3 protein-coding genes are annotated in these 2,114 nt (G+C 69.7%); 2 read left to right on the plus strand and 1 reads right to left on the minus strand.

What is annotated here, in order from left to right:
* Positions 1 to 437: ATP-binding cassette domain-containing protein (locus tag AB0M20_RS40010; RefSeq protein WP_364306353.1), on the minus strand; the 437-nt coding region annotated here is incomplete at its 3' end.
* Positions 438 to 439: 2 nt separating this feature from the next.
* Here AB0M20_RS40010 and AB0M20_RS40015 point away from each other — a divergent pair.
* Positions 440 to 1,159 carry an ABC transporter permease subunit gene (locus AB0M20_RS40015; protein ID WP_364306355.1) on the plus strand — a complete coding sequence of 240 codons (720 nt, stop codon included), beginning with the start codon at positions 440 to 442 and terminating at the stop codon, positions 1,157 to 1,159.
* Positions 1,156 to 1,875 carry an ABC transporter permease subunit gene (locus AB0M20_RS40020; RefSeq protein WP_364306357.1) on the plus strand — a complete coding sequence of 240 codons (720 nt, stop codon included), beginning with the start codon at positions 1,156 to 1,158 and terminating at the stop codon, positions 1,873 to 1,875. Before AB0M20_RS40015 ends, AB0M20_RS40020 begins: the two co-directional genes overlap by 4 nt.
* The last annotated feature ends 239 nt before the right edge of the window (positions 1,876 to 2,114 follow it).

The following is a 2,114-nucleotide window of genomic DNA, read 5'->3' on the forward strand; positions in this document are numbered from 1 at the left end:
CCGTACCGGCCGGGGTCGAGGCCGACCAGGTCCAGCAGTTCGTCCGACCGCTGGTTGATCTTCTTCTTGTCCCAGCCCAGCAGCCGCGGCACGGTGCCCACGTTGGTGCGGATGGTCTGGTGCGGAAAGAGTCCGACGTTCTGGATCACGTAGCCGATCCGGCGCCGCAGCACCACCGGGTCCTGCTGCGTCACGTCCTCGCCGTCGATCAGGATGCGGCCCTTGGACGGCTCGATCAGCCGGTTGATCATCCTGAGCACGGTGGATTTGCCGGAGCCCGACGGCCCGATCAGCACGACCAGCTCGCCGGCCGGCACCTCGAGGCTGATGTCGCCGACCGCCACCGTGCCGTCGGGATAAACCTTTCCTACATTTTCGAGGGAAATTGAGGCCGCCGTGCGTGCAGCGCCGGAGTCGTTGATCGCGGTAGCGTCCACGTATGTCCTTCCTGTCGTGGGGCCACGCGGCTGCCCCACTGGCCGCGCCCGCCGATGACGGGCCGGGCAACCCATGGTTCTCCTGGCGATACGTGCATGACAACGCCGACACGATTCTCGAGGCTCTGCGCTTTCACGCGGGGCTGACCGCCGAGACGGTGATCATCGCTCTCGTCGTGGCTGTGCCGCTAGCGGTCGTCGCCTATTGGATCCGTCCGCTGACCGGGCCGATTCTTGCATTCTCCGGCGTCCTGTACACGATTCCGTCGCTGGCCCTGCTGGCGTTGCTCGCTCCGGCGGTGGGCACCACGAGCGTGGCGTCGGTGCTGATCGCGCTCGTCCTCTACGCCCTGCTGGTGCTGGTCCGCAACTCCCTGGCCGGTCTCACCCAGGTCCCCGACGAGGTGCGTGACGCTGCCGCGGGCATGGGGTACGGCAGAGTAGGCCGCCTGTTCCGGATCGAGTTGCCACTGGCCCTGCCCGGCATCATCACCGGGCTGCGGCTCGCGACGGTGTCCACGGTCGCACTGGTGACGGTCGGCTCGCTGATCGGCCAGGGCGGGCTCGGCGACCTGATCCTGGGCGGCTTCCGCAACAACTTCTACAAGGCGCAGATCCTCACCGGTGCGGTGCTCTGCGTGGCGCTGGCGCTGGTGCTCGATCTGGTGCTGGCCGGGGTGGGCCGGCTGCTCACACCGTGGACCCGGGGCAGGGCGTCATGAACTACTTCGAGCAGGGATTCGTCTGGCTCAACGACCCGCTGAACTGGACCAACCCGGACGGGCTGCTCCCGCGCCTGATCGAGCACCTGACGATCAGCGGGCTGGCGGTGCTGCTGGGCTGCCTGGTCGGCTGGCCGATCGGCATCTGGCTCGGGCATCGCGGCCGGGGCGGCGGGGCGGTCATCACCGTCTCCAACCTGACCCTGGCCATCCCCACGCTGGCGCTGCTCACCATCCTGCCGCTGACCCCGCTCGGCTTCGGCAAGCCGCCGGTCGTGGTGGCGCTGGCGGTCTTCGCGGTGCCGCCGCTGCTGGCCAACGCGTACACCGGCCTGCGGCAGATCGACCCCGAGACCCGCGAGGCGGCGAAGGGGATGGGGCTGTCCGGCGGGCAGCTGCTGCGCCGGGTCGAGTTGCCGCTGAGCGTGCCGTACCTGGCGGCCGGCCTGCGCACCGCGGCGGTCCAGGTGGTGGCGACCGCGGCGCTGGCCGCGTTCGTCAACGGCGGCGGGCTCGGTGAGATCATCAGCGCCGGCTTCGGCATCGGCATGAGCGCCGGTGGCGGCGGTCAGATCGTGGCCGGCGGAATAGTGGTGGCGGCGCTGGCGCTGCTGGTCGAGGGTGTGCTGGCGATCGTTCAGCGACTGGTCACGCCCAAGCCGTTGCGCACCAGGCGGCGGCGCCGGACGGCCCCCGAAGCGGTACCGGCTGGGTAACGGTCGGGTGGCGGGTTCCAAAGTTGTCACACCCTGCGAGTAGACACGGTAGGGAATGAATCAACGGGCATCGGCCCCACCGACTGCCCGTCGGACACGCGGCTCCGGTCACCACGGCCGAGCCGGGACACAGAAGGCGGCAGTATGCGTCGACAACTCCTCATCACGGCCACGTCCCTGACGGCGGCCGTCGTCATCCTCTCCGGCTGCGGCAACGCGGGCTCCTCGGGCACCGAGGC

Source organism: Actinoplanes sp. NPDC051633 (genome assembly GCF_040681735.1).
Lineage (GTDB): Bacteria > Actinomycetota > Actinomycetes > Mycobacteriales > Micromonosporaceae > Actinoplanes.

Coding starts and splice junctions, on each gene's coding strand:
- AB0M20_RS40015 (WP_364306355.1), top strand. CDS start 440: ATGTCCTTCCTGTCGTGGGGCCACGCGGCTGCCCCACTGGCCGCGCCC.
- AB0M20_RS40020 (WP_364306357.1), top strand. CDS start 1,156: ATGAACTACTTCGAGCAGGGATTCGTCTGGCTCAACGACCCGCTGAAC.